A 19,213-nucleotide genomic window follows, 5' to 3' on the forward strand; every position below is an offset into this window, starting at 1 on the left:
AGCGAGCCATGTGGCAGTGCGCATCGCGCATGACGGAGCCGAGCGCCAGCGAGGTGCAGTCATGAGCGAACGAAGTGAGCGAGCCATGTGGCAGCGTGCATCGCGCATGACGGAGCCGAGCGTCAGCGAGGCGCAGTCATGAGTGATAGCAACACGGATCACCGCCGCACGCGACGACGTGCGGTGCGCTCGGTCGGGCCACCGGCCGAGGAGACGGCGAGCCTCGGTGTGACGTCGGTTCCGGCCGATAGCGTGGGCGCTGGGCAGGCGAGTACCGCGGAACCGGAGCAGCAGCCGGGCAACGAGCAAAGTGCCGTGGTCTCGGCCGCGCAGTCGGACACCGACGCTGAAAAGGTGGCCGCCCCCGCACCGGATGCGAGCGCGGCGCGGACCGACGACGTTGTCGAACCCGTGGCGGCGGACGACAAGACTGTCGACCTCGCCAAGACACCGACCGTGCCAGCTGCCGACGAGCAGGACGCCGACGCACAGAACTCGACGGATCCGAAGAAACGGGTCGGGGCCGGGCGCATCGCCGCCATGGCCGCCGCCGCGGTCCTCGTCCTCGCACTGCTGGCCGGCGCGGGCCTCGCCGCGGTACAGGCGCACTCGATCGACACCCGCGACGCCCGCCGCACCGAGTACGTGCAGACCGCCCGGCAGGCCATCCTGAATCTCACCACCATCCGCGCCGATTCGGCCAAGGAAGACATCGACCGGATCCTCGCGGTGGCCTCCGGCCAGTTCAAAAACGAATTCGACGGCCGGGTCGACCCATTCATGAACATCGTGCAGCAGGCCAAGGTCGTCTCCCACGGCGAGATCGTCGAGGCGGCGGTGGAAAGCGACGACAAGGATTCCGCGAAGGTGCTGGTGGCCGCCAAGCAGACGCTGACCAACGCCGGGCAGGAGGGACCGCAGACGCGGTTCTATCGCTTCCGGGTGACCGTGAGCCGCGGCGACTCCGGGCTGTCCGTATCCAAAGTGGAGTTCGTGGCATGAAAACGCGTGGCAAGATCCTGCTGGCGGCCCTGAGCGTGGTCACCCTCGCGGCCTTGATCGTGTTGGGCGTCAGCGGATTCCGGATCTGGGACGACAAACAAGCCGAACAGGCGCGCAAGGACGCGCTGACCGCCGCCGACCGCACGGTCTCGGCCATGTTCACCTACGACTACCAAACGGTGGACACCGAACTGCCCAAGGCGGCCGACAACCTCTCGCCGAAGTTCCGTGACGACTACCTGAAGCTGATCGAGCAGGCCATCGCCCCGGGCGCCAAGGACAAGCAACTCTCCGTCAAGGCCACCACCCAGGCGGGCGGTGTCGTCTCCGCCGACAAGTCCCATGTGGTGGTCCTGCTGTTCCTGAATCAGGTGACCACCAGCAAGGATTCACCCGAGGGCACCACCACCGGCAGCCGCGTCCGCGCCACCCTGGACAAGGACGGCGACCGCTGGCTGGTCGACCAGGTCACGCCGGTCTGACGAAAGAGGCTGTCACGCAGCGTGTTCGCGCGGCAGTCGGACGGTGAAGGTGGTCCCTTCGCCTTCGACGCTGCGCACGTTCACCGTGCCGCCGTGCGCGGTGACCAGGGCTTGCACGATGGACAGCCCGAGGCCGGTGCCGCCGCTGGCGCGAGTGCGTGAGCTGTCGGTGCGGTAGAAGCGTTCGAAGATGCGGTCGGCCTCCTCGGGAGGTAGACCAGGGCCGGTATCGGCGACCTCGAGCAGCACTTCATCGTCGGCGGGGGTGAGGCGAACGGTGACCGAGGCGTCGGCCGGAGTGTGCGTGAGCGCGTTGTTGAGCAGGTTCGTCAGGACCTGCCGGAGTCGGGTCTCGTCACCGATTACCTCCAACGTGCCTTCACCAGAACGAATTTCGAGTTGAATGCGGCGGCAGGGCGCGTCCGGGTCGGCGGCCGCCGCCATGGCGCGGGCACTGTGCACGGCATCGCTGGCCACCGCCAGCAGGTCGACCTGGCCCTGTTCCAGCGGGCGCTGGGCGTCGAGGCGGGCCAGCATCAGTAGGTCCTCGACGAGGATGCCCATCCGCTGGGACTCGCGTTCGATGCGGTCCATGAAGAGGTCGGGATCGGTGGTGGCGCCCTGGCGGTAGAGCTCGGCGAAGCCGCGGATGGTGGTGAGCGGGGTGCGCAATTCGTGGCTGGCGTCGGCGATGAACCGGCGCATGTTCGCCTCCGAACTCTTCGCGGCCGCCTCGGACGCCTCGGTCTTCGCGAACGCCTGCTGGATCTGAGCCAGCATGCCGTTCAAGGATTGGGACAGGCGATCGACCTCGGTATTGTTGCCGCGCACCGGAACTCGGCGATACATCTCGCCGCGGGCGATGGCCGCGGCGATGTTCTCCACCCGGCGCAGCGGACGCAGGCTGCGCCGGATAACGAAGTAGGCGACCACCGCGAGCGCGGCGAGCACGACCAGTCCGACGACGAGTTGCAGCATGATCAACCGATTGACCGTGTCATTGTTCTGGTTGAGCGGTAGCGCCACGGTTGTGATGCGGTCCGGGGTGCGCAGTGTCAACGCTCGCCACTCGATCGGCCCGCCACCCACCGAACCGACGGTCACCGGGACGGGGCCGGGCGAATCCGGTAGGGCGGGTTGGGCATCCACGCCGAAGGCATTGAGGAAGAAGGTCGGTCCGTCCGTCGTCCCCACCGAGCGGACGTAGAACTGGCTCGGCGCATGCCGCGGATCCGGCGGCGGCACCGGCGGTGGTTGGATCCGCGCCCGCCGCGACCACTCCAGCACGCCCTCGCGCAGTTGCTGGTCGGTGCGGTCGGTCAGCGACTGCTCTAAACTGGAGGTGACCACCATCCCGGAGATCAGCAGCCCGAGCCCTGCGGTCAGGACCAGCACCACCATCAGCGTCACCCGCAACGGGATCGCCGACAGCACGTCGGAGGCCTTGGCGCGGATCGTCGCGACCCGCCCCCCGCTCATTTCCCGGCCGACCGGCTGCGGCTCGGTGCGCGCATGACGTAACCGACGCCGCGCAGGGTGTGGATGAGGCGCTCGTCGCCGGTGTCGACCTTCTTGCGCAGATACGAGACGTAGGTTTCGACGACGCCGACCTCGCCGCCGAAGTCGTAGCGCCACACGTGATCCAGGATGCGCGGCTTGCTCAGCACGGTGCCCGCGTTGACCATGAAGTAGCGCAGCAGCGTGAACTCGGTGGGGGACAAGGCGACCGGCTCGCCCGCCTTCCACACCTCATGGGTGTCGTCGTCGAGTTCGATGTCCTCGAACCGGATTCGCGAACTCTCCCGCTCCGGCGCGGTGTGCCCGGCGCGACGCAGGATCACCCGCAACCGGGCGACCACCTCCTCCAGGCTGAACGGCTTGGTGACGTAGTCGTCGGCGCCGAGGGTGAGGCCGGTGATCTTGTCCTGCACCTCGTCGCGTGCGGTCAGGAACAGCACGGGGGCATCGATGCCGTCCGCTCGCAGACGGCGCAGCAGGCCGAAGCCGTCCATGCCCGGCATCATCACATCGACGATCAGCGCCTGCGGCCGGAAACTGCGCGCCTTGTCCAGCGCCTGCGCCCCATCGGCGGCGGTGTCCACGGCGAAGCCCTGGTAGCGCAAACTCACCGCGAGCAGCTCCACGATCATCGGCTCGTCGTCGACCACCAGCACCCGCGCCTCGGGTGCCTGCTCCGCAGGCGCACCACTCATGGCTTCATGGTCCGCCATCCGCCTGCGAACTTGCTGGACCAACCCTGGGCGATTCCTGTGTATCTGCCGCGTGGCCGCGAACGGCGCTCGTAAGACTCGCGCGTGGTGGTCATTCAGGGCCGTAGAGCTGCGATTTCAGCGGGACGGTTGCCTGTCCTCCGGGTATACGTCGTCGTCGGTGAGTAGGGCGCTGCCCGCGACCTGGCCCTGGGCCAGCGCCTCGAGGAAGGCGCGGGCCCAGCGGTCAACGTCGTGGGCGAGGACCTGGCGGCGCAGTGAGCGCATGCGGCGGCGTTTGGTGTCGCGATCGTCTTCCACGGCGGAGACGATGGCGTCCTTGACACTGTCCAGGTCGTGCGGGTTGCACAGGTAGGACTGGCGCAATTCGGCTGCGGCACCGGTGAATTCGCTGAGCACCAGGGCGCCGTTGAGGCCGCTGTGGCAGGCGACGTACTCCTTGGCGACCAGGTTCATGCCGTCACGCAGCGGCGTCACCAACATCACGTCGGCGGCCACGAAGAAGGCGATCAGTTCGTCGCGGGGGATCGGGCGGTGCAGATAGTGCACCACCGGGTAGCCGACCCTGGCGAACTCGCCGTTGATCCGGCCGACCTGACGCTCGATGTCGCCGCGCATCTGGATATAGCTCTCCACCCGCTCACGACTCGGGGTGGCCAGCTGGACCATGACGGTCTCGGACGGATCGACCCGGCCGTCCAGCAGCAGCTCCTCCAGCGCGTTGAGCCGGATGTCGATGCCCTTGGTGTAGTCGAGGCGGTCGACGCCGAGCAGGATGTTCTTCGGATTGCCCAGTTCCGCACGGATTTTCGTGGCCCGTTCGCGGATCGACCGGCGCCGCGAGTGCTCGTCGAGTTCGGCCGAGGAGATCGAGATCGGGAAAGCGCCGACCCGGACCGTGCGGAATCCGACCTGCACGACGCCGAGCTTGGAGCGCACCCCGACGGTGCCGCGCGAGGTCGGCTGACCGGCCAGCCTGCGGGCCAGGTACAGGAAGTTCTGCGCGCCGCCGGGCAGGTGGAAGCCGATCAGGTCGGCGCCGAGCAGCCCCTCGACGATCTCGGTGCGCCACGGCATCTGCATGAACAGCTCGACCGGCGGGAACGGGATGTGCAGGAAGAAACCGATGGTCAGATCGGGCCGCAGCATCCGGAGCATCTTCGGCACCAGCTGCAACTGGTAGTCCTGCACCCACACGGTGGCGCCCTCGGCGGCCACCTTCGCGGTCGCCTCGGCGAAGCGGCGGTTCACCGTGACGTAGGCGGCCCACCACTTGCGGTCGTAGACCGGGCGCACGATCACGTCGTGGTAGAGCGGCCAGAGCGTGCCGTTGGAGAAACCTTCGTAGTAGTCGGCCACCTCGTCCGCGGACAGCGGCACCGGATGCAGTTCGAGACCGTCCTCGATGATCGGATCGACGTCCGCGTCGGGGACTCCCGCCCAGCCGACCCAGGCGCCTTTGTTGTTGCGCAGCACCGGCTCCAGCGCGGTGACCAGACCGCCGGGGCTGCGTTTCCAGCGGGTCGTGCCGTCGGGCAGGCGTTCGAGGTCGACGGGCAGCCGGTTGGCCACGACGACGAAGCCGGAGCCGGCTTCGGCCGGGCCGGTGGTCGTCTTCGTGCTCTCGTCGGTCGGTGTGTCTAGGGCGGGCTCGGAGTCGTCGGACGAAGTCATCTGGTCCACTCACGCATCCTTTGCGCGTCGCTGGGTCCCCCAGGAAATCTGGTGTCGACGTCGCCGTTGGCGTCGAAAGGCTTGCTCTATTCGCCCCGGGAGCTCGGACCGATGCCGAGCATCGACAACAGCATCCGGCACTCGTCGGCGTCCTCGGCGTAGGCCGCGACAACGCGCTGCGCCTGACGCGCGGTTTCGTCGGCGAGTGGTTCCAGATCGTCGTCCGCGATGTCGTTCGCGCTGCCCTTCGCGGCCATCTTCAAGTCCTCCCGGTTCACTACGCTCGTACGTGCGAATAGTCAATGGTATCTGGCGCCGCCGAGGCCGGGTGGCACCCGCGTCGCACGGGCCCCCGGCCGGTGTGCCGACCCCATCCGTCCCTATACCGTGGGACTTAGCATCAACTCCACGAAAGGGTCGATATGCCGCTGGCCACGGTGAACGGAATTTCCCTCAACTACCAGGTCAAAGGTGACCGCGCGCGGGGTACCGATGTCAAGGGTTCGGCGCCGCTTGTGGTCATGATCATGGGCACCGGCAGCCCAGGGCGGGTCTGGGAATTGCATCAGGTGCCCGCACTGGTCGCCGCGGGATACCGGGTGTGCACCTTCGACAATCGCGGGATCGCGCCCTCCTACGAGGCCGCCTCCGGGATGACCCTCGATGAGCTGGTCGCCGATACCGCGGCGCTGATCGAGTTCCTGGACGAAGGTCCCGCGCTGGTGGTCGGCACCTCGATGGGCGCACGGGTCGCGCAGGAACTCGCGCTGGCCAGGCCCGAACTGGTCCGCAAAGCCGTCTTCATGGCGGGTCACGGGCGCCTCGACCAGTTCCAGAAGACGCTCTCGCTCGGCGAACACGAACTCGACGCCAGCGGAATCAAGCTGCCCGCGAAGTACGAGGCCGCGCTGACCGCGGTGATGAACCTCTCGCCCGCGACGATGGCCGAACCGAACTCGGCCCGCGACTGGCTGGACCTGTTCGAGTTCACCGGTGGCCCGGTGCCGCCGGGCATTCGCGCGCAGCGGCGGATGGACCACGACTTCGAACGGGTGCAGGCCTACCGCGCGATCACCGTGCCGTGCCTGGCCGTAGGGTTCGCCGACGACCGGATGATCCCGCCTTACCTGTCCAGGGAGATCGCCGAGGTCATCCCCGGCGCGCGCTACCAGGAAGTTCCGGACGCCGGCCACTTCGGCTACCTGGAACGACCCGAGACGGTGAACAAGATTCTGCTCGATTTTTTCGCGAGCTGAGTTTCCCGGCCCGAGGTAACCGCCCAGGCGTAACGTCTCCCTTGCTAGGGTCGAAACAACGCTCGGGACTCCAAACGGCGCGCAAGTCCGTGGAACCTCGGTTCGTCGGACCGGCGCCGGGCGATCCATGAGCGATCCCGTACATAGCGCCAGTATCCAGTGAGGTGAAATTGAGCACCAACCCCTTCGATGATGAGGACGGCCGCTTCTTCGTCCTGGTCAACGACGAAGAACAGCACTCCCTGTGGCCTGCCTTCGCGGAGGTCCCGGCCGGATGGCGAGTCGTGTTCGGCGAGGACAGCCGCGCCGCATGCGTCGAATACGTCGAGAAGAACTGGACGGATATGCGTCCGAAGAGCCTGCGTGACGCGATGGCCGCGGACGACGCGGCCCGTCAGGGCGCCCAGTCCTGAACCGCGGTAGCTGAATACTGCGCCGGGACACTCGAACGACCGCCGACTGCGTGATGCCGTAAAGCCGGTGTCACGCAGTCGGTGTGCCCGGCTATGATGGCAACCGCTTTCCAGCAGGCACCCGCCTCCTTAGCTCAGTGGTAGAGCACTCGCCTTGTAAGCGAAAGGTCGTCAGTTCAATCCTGACAGGGGGCTCCGGTCAGCACGGGTGGTCGGACCGAATCGGTCCGACCACCCGTTTTCTTATGTGCTGGACCAGAGTTCAGTCGGGGACGTTCGCTCCGTGGCCGAGGTCACGCAGTGCCTGCTTGATCTTCGACTGCGCCTCGTCGAGCGATTCGGGACTCGGATTCGGGTCGGCGCCGGAGATGTCGAAGTCACCCATGGTGAACGCCGGGAAGACGTGCACATGCAGGTGCGGCACCTCCAGACCGGCGATCAGCAGACCGGCCCGCGGCGCGTCCCACGCCGCCCGCACGGCCTGCCCGATCTTCTGTGCGACACCGGTCAGGCGCGCGAACGTCTCGGCGTCCACGTCCTGCCACTGATCGATCTCCTTGCGCGGCACCACCAGCGTGTGCCCGGGGGTGACCGGTGCGATGGTGAGGAAGCCGACGAATTCGTCGTCCTCCCAGACGAATCGACCCGGAATCTGACCTGCGATGATCGCGCTGAATACGGAAGCCATGTCTCGCAGACTAGTCCGGGCCGCCGCCGGCTACACCGCCGCGAAGTGCGACAGGATGCCCTGCACCTCGTAGATGTCGACCTGGCGGTTGAAACGCTTCTGGATCGGCTCGTTGCTACCCGAGATCCAGATGCTGAGTTCGGCGTCCAGATCGAAGGTGCCCGCGGTTTCCACCGCGAAGTGGGTGATCGCGCGGTAGGGGACGCTGTGATAGCTCACCTTGCGGCCGGTCATGCCCTGCTTGTCGACCAGGATCAGCCGCCGGTTCGTGAACAGGATCGCGTCGCGGACCAAAAGATAAGCGGCGTAGATCTGTTCGCCGTTGCCCATCAGTTTCGCGTATTCCTGTTGCGCTTGGCCGGGATCGATCCGCCCGGCATTGCCCATCAGTCCGTCGATCAGACCCATCGTGTGCACATCCTTCGCGCGGTGTGGGTGGCGTGGTCCGGCTGCGGTATGCCCGAACCATCCCTTTCCATCATCCATGCCGCGAGACCGATATTCGATGGTCGGCCAAGGTTCCTGGCCGAGGCATGTCTTCCTGCGGCTTCACCTAAGCTGTCTGCCGTGCGCGTACTCGTCATCGGTTCCGGAGCCCGTGAACATGCCCTCGTCCTTGCGCTGCGCCGTGACCCCGCGGTGCGCGCCATCGTGGCCGCTCCGGGCAACGCGGGCATCGCGCAGCACGCGCAGACCCGGCCGGTCGATCCGTGTTCGGCGGAGGCGGTGGTCGCGCTGGCCACCGAGACGGCGGCCGACCTGGTGGTGATCGGGCCCGAGGTGCCGCTGGTGCTCGGCGTCGCCGACGCGGTGCGGGCCGCCGGGATCGCCTGTTTCGGACCGTCGGCCGCGGCCGCACGGATCGAAGGCTCGAAGGCGTTCGCCAAGGACGTGATGGCCGCGGCGGGAGTGCGGACCGCGCACAGTGAGATCGTGGACACCCCGGCCGACCTCGATGCCGCGTTGAGCCGGTTCGGCCCCACCTGGGTGGTGAAGGACGACGGTCTCGCCGCGGGCAAGGGTGTGGTGGTCACCGCCGACCGTTCCGCCGCCCGCGATCACGGCGCCGAACTGCTCGAGCAGGGCCACCCGGTGCTGCTGGAATCGTTCCTGGACGGGCCGGAGGTCTCGCTGTTCTGCCTGGTCGACGGGGAGACGGTGGTGCCGCTGCTGCCCGCGCAGGATCACAAGCGGGTCGGTGACGGCGACACCGGCCCGAACACCGGCGGCATGGGCGCTTACACGCCGCTGCCCTGGCTGTCCGACGAAGCGGTCACCGCCATCGTCGAGGATGTGGTGAAACCCGTTGCGGCCGAACTGGTTCGCTGCGGCAGCGGATTCTCCGGCCTGCTCTACGCCGGCCTCGCGATGGGCGCCGCCGGACCCGCGGTCGTCGAATTCAATTGCCGCTTCGGCGATCCGGAAACGCAGGCCGTGCTCGCCCTGCTGGAAAGTCCGCTCGGCGAGCTGCTCAACGCCACCGCCACCGGCACGCTCGACCAGGTGGCTCCGCCGCGCTGGCGCGACGGTTCCGCGATCACCGTGGTGGTCGCCGCCGAGAATTACCCGGGCCGCCCGCGGGTCGGCGACGTGATCTCCGGCGCGGGCGAAGGTGCCATCGATGATTCCGCCGCGGTGCTGCACGCGGGCACCGCGTTGCGCGAGGACGGCGCTCTGGTTTCCGCGGGTGGCCGCGTGCTCAATGTGGTCGGTGTCGGCGCCGACCTGGCCGAGGCCCGTGCGCACGCCTATGCGCGCATCGACTCGATCAAACTGCCGGGCAGCCACTACCGCACCGACATCGGCCTCGCCGCCGTCGAAGATCGCATCACGGTTCCGCCTCTCCGGGAATTCAGGCCAGATTCAGGAGCCGTGACGGTGGCGTCGGCGGCCGACGGCGACGTAGTCGGTTGAGTTAGCTCGTACCCGGTGAGTTACCGATGTGCTGGCGAAATCAGTTGTTGCGTCGAGCAAGGTCTAGCCGAAGTTGAGGCCATGTAGGGCCAGCCACTGCCGTGGATCTACGTGCTGGCCGCCGACGATGACCTCGAAATGTAGGTGCGGGCCGGTGGAGTCGCCGCGGTTGCCCATGCGGGCGATCTGCATTCCGGCCGGGACTCGCTCGCCGCGCGAGACGAAGAAGTCGTACATGTGGCCGTACACGGTGATGCTGCCGTCGTCGTGGCGGATCCGCACCCATAGCCCGAAACCCTCGGCCGGGCCCGCGTCGATGACGGTACCGTTGGCGACCGCGTAGATCGGCGTGCCGATCGGCCCCGCGATGTCGATGCCGTTGTGGAAAGTGCCCCAGCGGGAACCGAACCCGGAGGTGAAGATGCCGCGCGCGGGCATGGCGAAACCGGTGCGGCCCGGCAGGACCGCGCCCGGTGGCGTCGTCGTGCCGCCGGACATCCACGGTTGCCATTCGCCCGCGGCCGCGGCGGCGGCCTCGGCCTTGGCGCGTTCCAGGGTGGCGCGCGCGGCGGCCGCGACCACTGCCTGTTCGCGCAGGCGTTCGCCGTTGGCGATGGCGTTCAGATACCGGCGCACCGACGGCGGGGTGGCCTGCACCTGCAGCGGATAGGCCACGGCGACGCGCTGCACGTGATCCGGGTCAGGAACGCGATAGCTGATCGCGCCCGCGTAAGTGGCGTCACCCGCGGCGAAGACGGCGGTCGCGGCGAGCCCGGCCAGCAGCACGCGATGCTTGCGGAGCAGTGCGAGGAGTTCGTCTCGGTCCGGTCGTTTTTCCCATCTGGCGCGCAGCTCGGCGCGCCGCCGCCACAGTTCCCGCGGATCGGGGCGTCGTCGCAGTAGCTCCTGGACGTTCAGCCGATCGAGCAGGACGTGGGTCGGTCGTTGGGGTAGCTGGGCACGCCAATCCCGCGGAATGACCCCGATGCCACCCACTCCGCGCACTCGGTCGAGTCCAGCCCGTCGAGCATTCTCGAGCATCAAGCCGACCATAACCCCGGCGGGCGGGGTGTGACACCGTCTACCGTCTGTCGGGTGTCCAGAGAATCTCGCCGGTCGACCATTCCACCTTTCTACGTGATGGACGTCTGGAAAGCTGCCGCGCAACGGGCAAGGACCCACGGGGATGTGCTGGTCCTCGCCGCGGGACAGCCCTCGACGCCGGCGCCGATCCCGGTGTTGCGGGCGACCAAGACCGCGATCGAGTCCGAATTGCTCGGTTACACCGAAACTTTCGGCATCCTGCCGCTGCGTGAAGTGATCGCCGCGCACCACACCGAAACCTACGGCTACGCCGTCGAGCCGGACGACGTGGTGGTCACGACCGGATCGTCCGGCGCGTTCTCGCTGATCTTCCTCGCCGCCTTCGACCCCGGCGACACCGTGGTGGTGGCCCGCCCTGGCTACCCCGCCTACCGCAACACGCTCACCGCGCTCGGCTGCCGGGTGGTGGAACTGGACTGCGGCGCCGAAACCCGGTTCCAGCCGACGGTCGCCATGCTCGACGCGCTGCCCGAACCGCCGGACGGACTGGTGGTCGCGAGCCCGGCCAACCCGACCGGCACCATGATCGCGCCCACCGAACTGGCCGCGCTGGCCCGCTGGTGCGATGCGCACGGCACCCTGCTCATCTCCGACGAGATCTACCACGGCATCACCTACGCCAGTTCGGACACCGGGACCTCCTCGTCCTGGGAGACCTCCCGTGAATCGGTGGTCATCGGCTCGGTATCCAAGTACTTCTCGATGACCGGCTGGCGGCTCGGCTGGATGCTCGCGCCGAGCGGTTTGCGTCCCGCGCTGCAGCGGCTGGCTTCCAATCTCACCGTGTGCCCGCCCGCGATCTCGCAGTACGCGGCGCTGCACGCGTTCGGCGCCGAGGCGAAGGCCGAACTCGACGGCCACGTCCGCCGTTATGCCGTCAACCGGCAGTTATTGCTCGACGGACTGCCGAAGATCGGCATCACCGAGCTCGCCCCCGCCGACGGTGCCTTCTACGCCTACGCGGATATCGGCCACCTCACCGACGACGCGCGCAAGTGGTGTGCCGACGTGCTCGACCACACCGGCGTCGCGCTCGCGCCGGGCATCGACTTCGACACCGTGCACGGAAATCGGACAGTTCGCTTCTCCTTCGCGGGGGCCACCGCGGACATCGAGGCGGCGCTGGTTCGTCTAGGGCACTATCTGGGTGTTTGATCGTCGTGTCCGGCAACAACTTTCCGCAGTTCGGCACCGTGGCGGCGCGGATACGGTAGAACATCGATGGTTGCTTTTCCTCGCTGATTTCCCCTGGAAGAACTGATGACGACTGGCACGATGGCACGGTGATCACCGCGACCACCCCGAAAGGCGAACGGCGTCGCCAAGCTCTGGTAGCTGCCGCCGCCGAGTTGTTGCTCGAAGGTGGGTTCGAGGCGGTGCGGCATCGGTCGGTCGCTACCCGCGCCGACCTTCCGTTGGCGTCGACCACCTACTACTTCGAATCGCTCGAAGACCTGATCGCGCGGGCGGTCGAGTTCAGCGGCAATGTGGAACTCGAGGCGATGCGCCGCCGGGTCGGCGAAGTGAGCCATCGCCGCCGCGGCGCCGAGGCGACCGTCGACCTGGTCCTCGATCTGCTGGTGGGCACCGACGGGCACGACGAGGGCGCGCGCGGGCAGCTGATCGCCCGGTACGAGCGGTCGGTGGCGTCCGCGCGGCACCCCGAGCTGCGCGAGGTGCAGCTGCGACTGCGCGCTCAGCTCGACGAACTGCTCGCCGACGTGCTGCGCCGCTCCGACAGGTTGGTGCGACCGGAGCAACTACGCAGGTTGGTCGCGGTGGTCGACGGTGCGGTGGTCGCGGCACTGACCGAACTGGAGCCCGAACCCCGCCGAATGGCGCGCGGCGCACTGCTCGAGGTCATCGACATCGTCGCACCCGCGACGCCCCAGCAAGTGGACCGTTTCCGCGCATTAGACTGACCAAACGTGAGCGAGCGCAGCGAGGGAACCATAGACACAGCGCCCATGGGCACGACGGAGCCGAGCGTTAGCGAGGCGCAGTCGTGAGCGAGCGCAGCGAGGGAACCATAGACACAGCGCCCATGGGCACGACGGAGCCGAGCGTTAGCGAGGCGCAGTCGTGAGCATCGTCCCGAATGTCTTGGCCACCCGATACGCCAGCCCGGAACTGGTGCGGCTGTGGTCGCCCGAGAACAAGATCGTGCTCGAGCGGCGGCTCTGGCTGGAGGTGTTGCGGGCTCAGTCGGAACTCGGAATCGACCTGCCCGCAGGCGTGCTCGCCGACTACGAGCGGGTGATCGACCAGGTCGACCTGGCTTCCATCGCCGAGCGCGAACGGGTCACCCGGCACGACGTGAAGGCGCGCATCGAGGAATTCAACGCGCTGGCCGGGCACGAGCATGTGCACAAGGGGATGACCAGCCGCGACCTCACCGAAAACGTGGAGCAGCTGCAGATCCGGCTCTCGCTCGAGCATGTGCACGCACACGGTGTCGCGATCGCGGCGCGGCTCACCGAGCGGGCCGCCGAGTACCAAACGCTGGTGATGGCGGGTCGCTCGCACAATGTCGCCGCGCAGGCCACCACACTGGGCAAGCGGTTCGCCTCGGCCGCCGACGAACTGCTGATCGCCCTCGCCAGGGTGCGTGAGCTGATCGACCGGTACCCGCTGCGCGGCATCAAGGGGCCGATGGGCACCGCCCAGGACATGCTCGACCTGCTCGGCGGCGACCCGGCCAAGCTCTCGGCATTGGAACAGCAGGTCGCCAGGCATCTCGGCTTCGCGACCGTGCTCACCAGCGTCGGCCAGGTGTATCCGCGTTCGCTCGACCACGACGTGCTCTCCGCCCTGGTCCAGGTCGGTGCCGGTCCGTCGTCGTTCGCGCACACCATCCGGCTGATGGCCGGGCACGAGCTGGTCACCGAGGGCTTCCAGCCCGGCCAGGTGGGCAGTTCGGCAATGCCGCACAAGATGAACACCCGCTCCTGCGAGCGCGTCAACGGTCTACAGGTGGTGCTGCGCGGATACGCCTCGATGGCCGCCGAACTGGCCGGCGCGCAGTGGAACGAGGGCGACGTCTTCTGCTCGGTGGTCCGCCGCGTCGCGCTGCCGGACGCCTTCTTCGCCATCGACGGCATGATGGAAACCTTCCTCACCGTGCTCGCCGAATTCGGCGCCTACCCCGCCGTCATCGCCCGCGAACTGGACCGCTACCTCCCCTTCCTCGCCACCACCCGCATTTTGATGGCCGCGGTCCGCACCGGCGTAGGCCGCGAAACCGCCCACGAGGTCATCAAGGAACACGCCGTAGCCGTAGCCCTCGCCATGCGCGAACAGGGCCGCGAACCCGACCTCCTCGACCGCCTCGCCGCCGACGACCGGCTGCCCCTCGACCGAGCCGCCCTGGACACCGCACTCGCCGACAAGTCCGCCTTCATCGGCGCCGCCGAAGCCCAGGTCTCCGACGTCATCGCCGCAGTCCAAAAACTCGTCGACCAATACCCCGAAGCCGCCCACTACACCCCATCCCCAATCCTCTAGCGGGAGCAGCCGTTAGGGTTTCGGCCGTGGATCCGTATTCGATTTTCGCTGACATCATTGCTGGGCGGGCGCCTGCCAGTCGGGTGTATGAGGACGATGATGTGTTGGCGTTCATGGATATTCGGCCGATGACGCCGGGGCATGTGCTGGTGGTGCCGAAGGTGGTTGCGCGGAGTTTGGCGGAGCTGGATCCGGTGGTCGGGGGGAAGTTGTTTCAGGTGGGGCAGCTTGTGGCGGCGGCGTTGCGGGACAGTGAGGTCGGGTGTGATGGGGTGAACTTCTTTCTGGCCGATGGGGTGACGGCGGGGCAGGAGGTGTTCCATGTGCATCTGCATGTCATTCCGCGGACGGTTGGCGACGGGTTCGGGTTGCGGGGGCGGCCGACCAGTCCGCGGCGGGCCGATCTGGACTATCTGGCAGGGTCGATCCGGGGTGCGCTCGCTCGCTGAATCAGCCGGTTCGCCATGGGGCTGCTGAGGCTGGTGGGAGCCGAGTTGCCTTCAGGATAGTTTGCTGAGCGAGCGCCGAGACGTAGAAAACTCTTCCGCGCATACTCTCGGTGAGCTATGTTGAAACCCATTGGCATGCGGTAATGGAGGTGGGGACGTGCGGCGAACCAAGGTTGCTGTTGCGGTGCTGACCTTTGCGCTTGCGCTGCTCGGCTCGGCGATGATCGCACCGGCCCCGGCGTCCGCCGCGCAGATCGAACGGCTCGATCGCCTGACCCCGACACGTTCGGCGATGTTCGTCTATTCACCGGCGATGGGCCGCACCATTCAGGTTCAGGTGCTGCACCCGGCGGGCGGCGGTCCGCGCCCCGCCTACTACCTGCTGGACGGGCTCGATCCGGGCCTCAGCCAAAGCACCTGGACCAACGCCACCGACGCGGAACGATTCTTCGCCGGTTCGAACGTCAACGTCGTGCTGCCCGTCGGCGGCCAGGCCAGCTACTACACCGACTGGCAGCAGGACGACCCCCGCTTCGGCCGCTACCGGTGGGAGACCTTCCTGACCGAGGAACTGCCACCACTGATCGACGGCTGGTTCAACGGCAACGGCGTCAACGCGATCGGCGGACTCTCGATGGGCGGCAACGCGGCCTTCATCCTGGCCGCCCGCAATCCGTGGCTGTACCGAGCCGTCGCAGGCTACAGTGCCTGCCCCGACACCGGTCTTGCCATGGGCGCGGTGATGTTCTCCATCGCCAATCGCGGCGGCGACCCGCTCAATATGTGGGGCGCACCCGGCAGCCCGGCCTGGGCCGAACACGATCCAGCACAGCTGGCAGAACGTTTGCGCGGCAAGACAATCTATCTGTCCTCGGGCACCGGCATTCCCGGCCCGCACGAGACGGAGATCAAACCTCAACTGGCCGAGAACATCTTCCTCGGCGGCCCGGTCGAGGTCGGCGTCAACACCTGCGTGGCCGCGTTCGAACAGCGCCTACGTGGCCTCGGCATCCCGGCCCGAGTCGACTACAGCGGCACCGGAACTCACTCGTGGTCCTACTGGCAGGACACCCTGCACGCGTCCTGGCCGACCATCGCACCCGCCATCGGAGCCTGACCGGCGCCGAGCCCCGCACGGGCACAGCGGATTCCGTCAGTCGCGGCCCGCGTTCAGCACGAGTATCGCGATCTGGACCCGGTTTTCGGCGTCGAGCTTGGCCAGCAGCCTGCTGATATGCGATTTCACCGTCGCGACACTGAGATGCAGTTCCTTGGCGATCTCGGAGTTGGCCAAGCCGCGGCCGATGGCCTCGGCGATATCGCGTTCCCGATCGGTGAGCGTGCTCAGGGCGCGGCGGGCGTGTTCGCGGGCCTGGTCGTCCTCGCTCGGCGCGGCGGTGGCGACCGAGATCAGTTGCGCGATAACGCTCGGCGAGAGCATCGGGCGCCCCGCCGCCACCTGCTTGACCGCGGCGACGATATCGGCGGGCGGGGTGTCCTTGAGCAGGAATCCGTGCGCTCCGATCCGCAGCGCGCGCAACACCATGTCATCGGCGTCGAACGTGGTGAGCACCAGCACGCGCGGCGGATCGGCCCGGCTCAGCAGCTCGCGGGTGGCGTCGAGCCCGTCACGCACCGGCATCCGGATATCCATCAGCACGACGTCGGGGGATTGTTCGCGGACCACCGCCTGCGCTTGCTCGCCGTCGGCGGCCTCGCCGACCAGTTCCAACTCCGGGTCACCGCCGAGGATCAGCGTCAGCGCCGAGCGGGCCAGCGGCTCGTCGTCGACGACGACCACACGGATGCGGGCATTCACCGGTCGCTCTCCACATCAACCGGCCACGGCAACGTGGCGCGCAGCTGGAATCCGCCCGCCGGATCGGGACCGTAATCGAGTGTGCCGCCGACCAATTCGGCGCGTTCGGTGAGTCCGAGCAGCCCGTAGCCGGAGGACGGCAGCGAAAGACCGGCGTGCACCGGGGCGGCGTTGCCCACGTCGACGATCAAATCGTGGCCGGGCCCGCCGTCGACGCGCACCCGGACCGAGGCGCCGGGGGCGTGCTTGCGCGCGTTGGTCAGCCCCTCCTGGGCGATGCGGTACGCCGTGCGCGCGCTCGTCGCCGGAAGGTCGGCCGTCGTGGTGTCGGTCATCGACACGTCCATGCCCGCGGCGCGTGCCTCGTCGACCAGCCGGGTGAGATCGGCAAGCGTGGGCTGTGGCGGTTCCGGGGTGTCGGTGAGCGCGGTGTCGTCGCTGGTGCGCAGCACACCGAGTACCTCACGCAACTCTTGCAGCGCGAGATGGGCGTTCTCGGCAATGGTCTTCGCGGTCGCGGTGGTCTGCTCCCTGGTCAGGTCGGTGCGGAAACCGAGCGCACCCGCGTGCATCGCCACCACCGAAATCCGGTGCGCCAGTACGTCGTGCATTTCCCGCGCGATGCGATTGCGTTCCAGCAGCCGCGCCTCGGCAGCCCTGGCGTGTTGCTCACGTTCGGCGGTCTCGGCGCGAGAGCGCAACGACCACACCAGGTCTCGCCGCGCACCGACCGCGAAGCCGATCGCGACAATTGCCGCGACACTGACCGTCAGCACTGACGGGCCATACCAATCCGGTTGCGCACCAGGACGTTTCGGATAGACCAAGCTGTCGGTGAGCAAGCCGGTGCCGATGCAGACGATCGACAGCGCGATCGTCTCGGGATAGCGCCGCCGGGTAGCCAGCGAACACAGCACCAGCGCCGCGGCGCCGTTGGCGCTCACCGACGCGGTGGACACCACCATGACGATCACCGCGATCGGCACCGGATACCTGCGCCGCCACAGCGTGAGCAGGATGCAGGCCACACCGAGCAGCGGGTCGCCGACGTGGAACCAGGTCAGCAACGCCCCGTCGAGCGGCGCCATCTCCGCGTTGACGCCCGACCAGGCGAGCAGACCGATGGCGGCCGCGGCCGCCAGCCGCCAGGCGTGCGACCACGGCCGCAGCGGCGGCGCCGACGACAGCGGTGCGGTGGACATGCCGCGACTGTAGGTGGCGGCTGTCCACCCGCGCATCGGCCGCCAGGGCGAATTCGGATCGACCAAAGGATGAACCGACCGTCGACCGCTGGCCGATGTGCCGTGACGTGCGCCGGAGCAACGATGGGAAGCGACAGGCAACACCCCACCGGGCAACACGAAACGGAGAATGTGATGGGCAAGAACGTTTGGGTCGGACTACAGGTCGTCGGCATAGTCTTGCTGGTCGCTTCGGCCCAAGCCGTCATCCGCCTGCTCATCGACCACCGCAAATCCCAGGTCTGGGGCCTGCTCGACTGGGTGCCGGGCGGCTGGACCGGCCAACTCGCGGTCCTTATCGGCATAGCGGCCGTAGGCGCGGTGCTCGCGGACCGCGCCAACAACAAGGCGAAGGCCTTCGGTGAGTGAACCGGGTGCCGCGCTACCCGCGGCCGACATCGCTCGGTGCGGGTCGGACCGCGCTGGTTCCGGCCGCGAGCCGGTCGAGCAGGGTGCTCAGCACCTGTTCGGCATGCGTCCACAGCAGCGCGCCGCCCGTCTCGGGGACGATGTGGCGGTGTGCGCCGGGAATGCGAGTGGCCAGCCAGGCACCGTTGTCGGGCGAGTGGCTAGTGTCCAGCGCGCCGTACCAAATATCCACCGGTACAGCGATTTCCCCGAGGCGCAAGGGCCACCGACTCATGGCCAGCACGGTGTCGCGGGCGTACCCGGCTGAACCCTGTGCGAACGCCTCGGTCAACGCCCGGTGATAGGCGGCTTCGAACGCCGGAAGTCGATACACGGCCACGTCGGACGGCGGACTCCCACCGACCACCATGTCCCACATGGCGTCCGCGGTGAACCCGGCGAAGAATCGCTCCGCCGCCGCGGCATCCTGCGCGACCTTGTCGACGATGTCGCGCAGTGCCGCAGGCAACGCGGTCGCGAACTCCGGCGCGGCAACCTCATCCGCACCGGAGACGATGGCCAGCGCCGCGGCCAGGCCCGCCTCCGCGCACGCCAGCGCGAACGGCGCTCCCTGCGAATTGCCGACCACCGCCGGGAGACCCAATTCGCGTGCCGTCACCAGCGCGCGCATGTCCTCGGCGAAATCGACGAACGTCCGCCCCGGCGCCGGTGTCGAGGCACCGAGGCCCGGCCGGTCGACCGAAACCAGCCGGACCCCGAGCGGTTCGAGCACATCGGTACCGAACCCGAGGCACCGGCTCGTCGCGGCACCTGGGCACAGCAGTACCGGCACACCGTCCAGCGGCCCCCACTCGGCCCACCCGAGCAACCGACCGTCGGGCAGCTCGGTCGTGCCGAGCCGGGCGGGCTCATCAACAGACACGCTCATGAACACCATCATGATCATGCTGCGGGCCCGGGCGCACCGGATTTTCGCTTGGCCGCCACCACGGGCGGCTGGACCGTGATCCCGCGGTGCGGCAGCTGATCAGCGGCGTTGCCGGGTCCTGCTGGGACGGGTGCGGTGC

Annotated in this window: 21 protein-coding genes and 1 tRNA gene; 12 read left to right on the forward strand and 10 right to left on the reverse strand. The window is 68.0% G+C overall.

What is annotated here, in order from left to right; all coding sequences use genetic code 11:
• Window positions 1-138: 138 nt before the first annotated feature.
• Window positions 139-1,002 carry a hypothetical protein gene (locus KV110_RS03320; RefSeq protein WP_218473309.1) on the forward strand — a complete coding sequence of 288 codons (864 nt, stop codon included), beginning with the start codon at window positions 139-141 and terminating at the stop codon, window positions 1,000-1,002.
• Entirely contained in the window at window positions 999-1,484 is a 486-nt protein-coding gene (locus KV110_RS03325; protein WP_218473311.1) for a h domain protein, read from the forward strand. Before KV110_RS03320 ends, KV110_RS03325 begins: the two co-directional genes overlap by 4 nt.
• A 12-nt stretch (window positions 1,485-1,496) precedes the next feature.
• Here KV110_RS03325 and KV110_RS03330 read toward each other — a convergent pair whose 3' ends face one another.
• The 4 genes from KV110_RS03330 to KV110_RS03345 form a co-directional block, all read right to left on the reverse strand.
• Window positions 1,497-2,963: a sensor histidine kinase gene (locus tag KV110_RS03330; protein ID WP_218473312.1), complete on the reverse strand. Its 1,467-nt coding sequence runs from the start codon at window positions 2,961-2,963 to the stop codon at window positions 1,497-1,499.
• Window positions 2,960-3,697, reverse strand: coding sequence for a response regulator transcription factor (locus tag KV110_RS03335; RefSeq protein WP_218473314.1), 738 nt, complete (start codon window positions 3,695-3,697; stop codon window positions 2,960-2,962). Before KV110_RS03335 ends, KV110_RS03330 begins: the two co-directional genes overlap by 4 nt.
• Window positions 3,698-3,832: 135 nt before the next feature.
• Entirely contained in the window at window positions 3,833-5,389 is a 1,557-nt protein-coding gene (locus KV110_RS03340; protein WP_218478145.1) for an alpha,alpha-trehalose-phosphate synthase (UDP-forming), read from the reverse strand.
• An 86-nt stretch (window positions 5,390-5,475) separates the two neighbouring features.
• Window positions 5,476-5,646: a hypothetical protein gene (locus KV110_RS03345; protein ID WP_218473316.1), complete on the reverse strand. Its 171-nt coding sequence runs from the start codon at window positions 5,644-5,646 to the stop codon at window positions 5,476-5,478.
• Between the two features lie 165 nt (window positions 5,647-5,811).
• On the opposite strand from KV110_RS03345, the gene KV110_RS03350 reads away from it, so the two are divergent.
• The 3 genes from KV110_RS03350 (at window position 5,812) to KV110_RS03360 (ending at window position 7,253) form a co-directional block, all read left to right on the forward strand.
• A complete protein-coding gene (locus KV110_RS03350) occupies window positions 5,812-6,645 on the forward strand; it encodes an alpha/beta fold hydrolase (RefSeq protein WP_218473317.1) in 834 nt (277 codons plus the stop codon).
• Between the two features lie 170 nt (window positions 6,646-6,815).
• A complete protein-coding gene (locus KV110_RS03355; protein WP_011207082.1) occupies window positions 6,816-7,058 on the forward strand; it encodes an MbtH family protein in 243 nt (80 codons plus the stop codon).
• Window positions 7,059-7,181: 123 nt separating this feature from the next.
• A tRNA-Thr gene (locus KV110_RS03360) sits at window positions 7,182-7,253 on the forward strand.
• Between the two features lie 67 nt (window positions 7,254-7,320).
• Here KV110_RS03360 and KV110_RS03365 read toward each other — a convergent pair.
• Both KV110_RS03365 and KV110_RS03370 read right to left on the reverse strand, forming a co-directional pair.
• Window positions 7,321-7,746 carry an HIT family protein gene (locus KV110_RS03365; protein ID WP_218473319.1) on the reverse strand — a complete coding sequence of 142 codons (426 nt, stop codon included), beginning with the start codon at window positions 7,744-7,746 and terminating at the stop codon, window positions 7,321-7,323.
• A gap of 30 nt (window positions 7,747-7,776) precedes the next feature.
• Window positions 7,777-8,154, reverse strand: a complete 378-nt coding sequence (locus tag KV110_RS03370; RefSeq protein WP_218473325.1) for a PH domain-containing protein — start codon at window positions 8,152-8,154, stop codon at window positions 7,777-7,779.
• Window positions 8,155-8,313: 159 nt separating this feature from the next.
• Here KV110_RS03370 and purD point away from each other — a divergent pair, with 159 nt between their 5' ends.
• Window positions 8,314-9,660: a phosphoribosylamine--glycine ligase gene (gene purD, locus KV110_RS03375; protein WP_218473327.1), complete on the forward strand. Its 1,347-nt coding sequence runs from the start codon at window positions 8,314-8,316 to the stop codon at window positions 9,658-9,660.
• A 63-nt stretch (window positions 9,661-9,723) separates the two neighbouring features.
• On the opposite strand, the gene KV110_RS03380 is transcribed toward purD, so the two are convergent.
• Complete coding sequence (locus KV110_RS03380) at window positions 9,724-10,701, reverse strand: M23 family metallopeptidase (RefSeq protein WP_218473329.1); 978 nt, start codon at window positions 10,699-10,701, stop codon at window positions 9,724-9,726.
• Window positions 10,702-10,755: 54 nt separating this feature from the next.
• Here KV110_RS03380 and KV110_RS03385 point away from each other — a divergent pair, with 54 nt between their 5' ends.
• The 5 genes from KV110_RS03385 to KV110_RS03405 all read left to right on the forward strand — a co-directional run bounded on the left by KV110_RS03385 (window position 10,756) and on the right by KV110_RS03405 (window position 15,834).
• Complete coding sequence (locus KV110_RS03385; protein ID WP_218473331.1) at window positions 10,756-11,919, forward strand: pyridoxal phosphate-dependent aminotransferase; 1,164 nt, start codon at window positions 10,756-10,758, stop codon at window positions 11,917-11,919.
• A gap of 128 nt (window positions 11,920-12,047) precedes the next feature.
• Window positions 12,048-12,686, forward strand: a complete 639-nt coding sequence (locus KV110_RS03390; protein WP_218473333.1) for a TetR/AcrR family transcriptional regulator — start codon at window positions 12,048-12,050, stop codon at window positions 12,684-12,686.
• Between the two features lie 160 nt (window positions 12,687-12,846).
• Window positions 12,847-14,268, forward strand: coding sequence for an adenylosuccinate lyase (purB, locus tag KV110_RS03395; protein ID WP_218473335.1), 1,422 nt, complete (start codon window positions 12,847-12,849; stop codon window positions 14,266-14,268).
• A 26-nt stretch (window positions 14,269-14,294) separates the two neighbouring features.
• Complete coding sequence (locus tag KV110_RS03400; protein WP_218473342.1) at window positions 14,295-14,717, forward strand: HIT family protein; 423 nt, start codon at window positions 14,295-14,297, stop codon at window positions 14,715-14,717.
• A gap of 157 nt (window positions 14,718-14,874) precedes the next feature.
• A complete protein-coding gene (locus KV110_RS03405) occupies window positions 14,875-15,834 on the forward strand; it encodes an alpha/beta hydrolase (RefSeq protein ID WP_393537295.1) in 960 nt (319 codons plus the stop codon).
• Window positions 15,835-15,870: 36 nt separating this feature from the next.
• On the opposite strand, the gene KV110_RS03410 is transcribed toward KV110_RS03405, so the two are convergent.
• Both KV110_RS03410 and KV110_RS03415 read right to left on the reverse strand, forming a co-directional pair.
• Entirely contained in the window at window positions 15,871-16,536 is a 666-nt protein-coding gene (locus tag KV110_RS03410; RefSeq protein WP_218473344.1) for a response regulator, read from the reverse strand.
• Window positions 16,533-17,738: a sensor histidine kinase gene (locus KV110_RS03415; RefSeq protein WP_218473346.1), complete on the reverse strand. Its 1,206-nt coding sequence runs from the start codon at window positions 17,736-17,738 to the stop codon at window positions 16,533-16,535. Before KV110_RS03415 ends, KV110_RS03410 begins: the two co-directional genes overlap by 4 nt.
• 174 nt (window positions 17,739-17,912) lie before the next feature.
• Between KV110_RS03415 and KV110_RS03420 the strand changes: the two genes are divergently transcribed.
• Entirely contained in the window at window positions 17,913-18,146 is a 234-nt protein-coding gene (locus KV110_RS03420) for a hypothetical protein (protein ID WP_218473348.1), read from the forward strand.
• Window positions 18,147-18,159: 13 nt separating this feature from the next.
• Here the strand turns inward: KV110_RS03420 and KV110_RS03425 are convergent, their stop codons facing one another.
• Window positions 18,160-19,074 carry an alpha/beta fold hydrolase gene (locus tag KV110_RS03425; protein WP_218473349.1) on the reverse strand — a complete coding sequence of 305 codons (915 nt, stop codon included), beginning with the start codon at window positions 19,072-19,074 and terminating at the stop codon, window positions 18,160-18,162.
• Window positions 19,075-19,213: the final 139 nt, after the last annotated feature.

This window comes from Nocardia iowensis (genome assembly GCF_019222765.1).
GTDB classification, from domain to species: Bacteria; Actinomycetota; Actinomycetes; order Mycobacteriales; family Mycobacteriaceae; genus Nocardia; species Nocardia iowensis.